We start from the raw sequence: 995 nt of genomic DNA, 5'->3' as shown, positions 1-995 counted from the left end.
AAATTCTTTTCCGCCTATGACCTAAACGAATATACCAAAGGTAGCGGTGAGTTACTTGGCTTACACTCGCAAACTATCCAAGCCATTAACGAAACCCACGCCAAAAGCCGTAAGCAATTTAAAAAAGCCAAACTATCATGGCGAACCAACAACCCCAATGCCAAGCGTAAATCGCTTGGCTGGCTACCGTTTAAACAATCCGCCATTAAACACATCGCTACCCGCCAAACAGGCAAAAAAGGATTAAAATCAAGCCTACAGCTTAGTTTAGCTAAAGGGCAAAAGCTCATCATTGACCTATGGGACAGCTACAACCTTAGCCTATACCAAATTAACACCTGCGAACTGGTGCAAGACAGCCGTAATCGTTGGTATGCGTGTATTACCGTCAAAGACTATCCAAAAACCGAGTGCGGAACAGGTAGTGTAGGCATTGACCTAGGCTTAAAAGACAGTGCCACCGCCTCAAATGGCGACAAGCTACAAATCAAGCAAACGCTCAAATATGCCAAAGCATTAGCTACCGCTCAACGTGCCAAAAACAAACAGCGTGTCAAGGCAATCCATGCCAAAATTAAAAATACACGCCAAGACCTCATACACAAATTCACCACAGGGCTAGTTAAGAATAACGCCCTAATCGTGGTTGGTGATGTAAAAACCACCCAATTTAACAGTAAAAAAGGCAAACTAGCCAAGTCGGTTTACGATGCAGGTTGGTTTGAACTGAAACGACAACTGACCTATAAGTGCGAGAACGCAGGTTGTCGTTTTGAAATCGTGAATGAACGATACACTACCCAAACTTGCTCGTGCTGTGGCGATATGTCCAGTAGTCCGAAAGGTAGAGCAGGTTTGCGAATAAGAGAATGGACTTGTGCAAAGTGTGGCACACGGCATGATAGAGATATCAATGCCAGTCGGAACATTCTTGCGGTCGGGCTTGGCCGTCTGGGAGCAGGAATCCCCTCCCTTTAGGGAGGGGAGGAAGTCAA

General features: G+C 45.5%; 1 protein-coding gene. It reads left to right on the top strand.

Going from position 1 to position 995, the window contains the following annotated elements:
- Positions 1 to 978, top strand: a 978-nt coding sequence (locus B5J94_RS13220) for an RNA-guided endonuclease InsQ/TnpB family protein (RefSeq protein WP_062501718.1), incomplete at its 5' end; no start/stop codon positions are given.
- Between the last annotated feature and the right edge of the window lie 17 nt (positions 979 to 995).

Source organism: Moraxella lacunata (genome assembly GCF_002027545.1).
Classification (GTDB): Bacteria; Pseudomonadota; Gammaproteobacteria; order Pseudomonadales; family Moraxellaceae; genus Moraxella; species Moraxella lacunata.
Note: the sequence above shows the minus strand (reverse complement) of the source record. Positions and strands in the feature narration are given on the sequence as shown.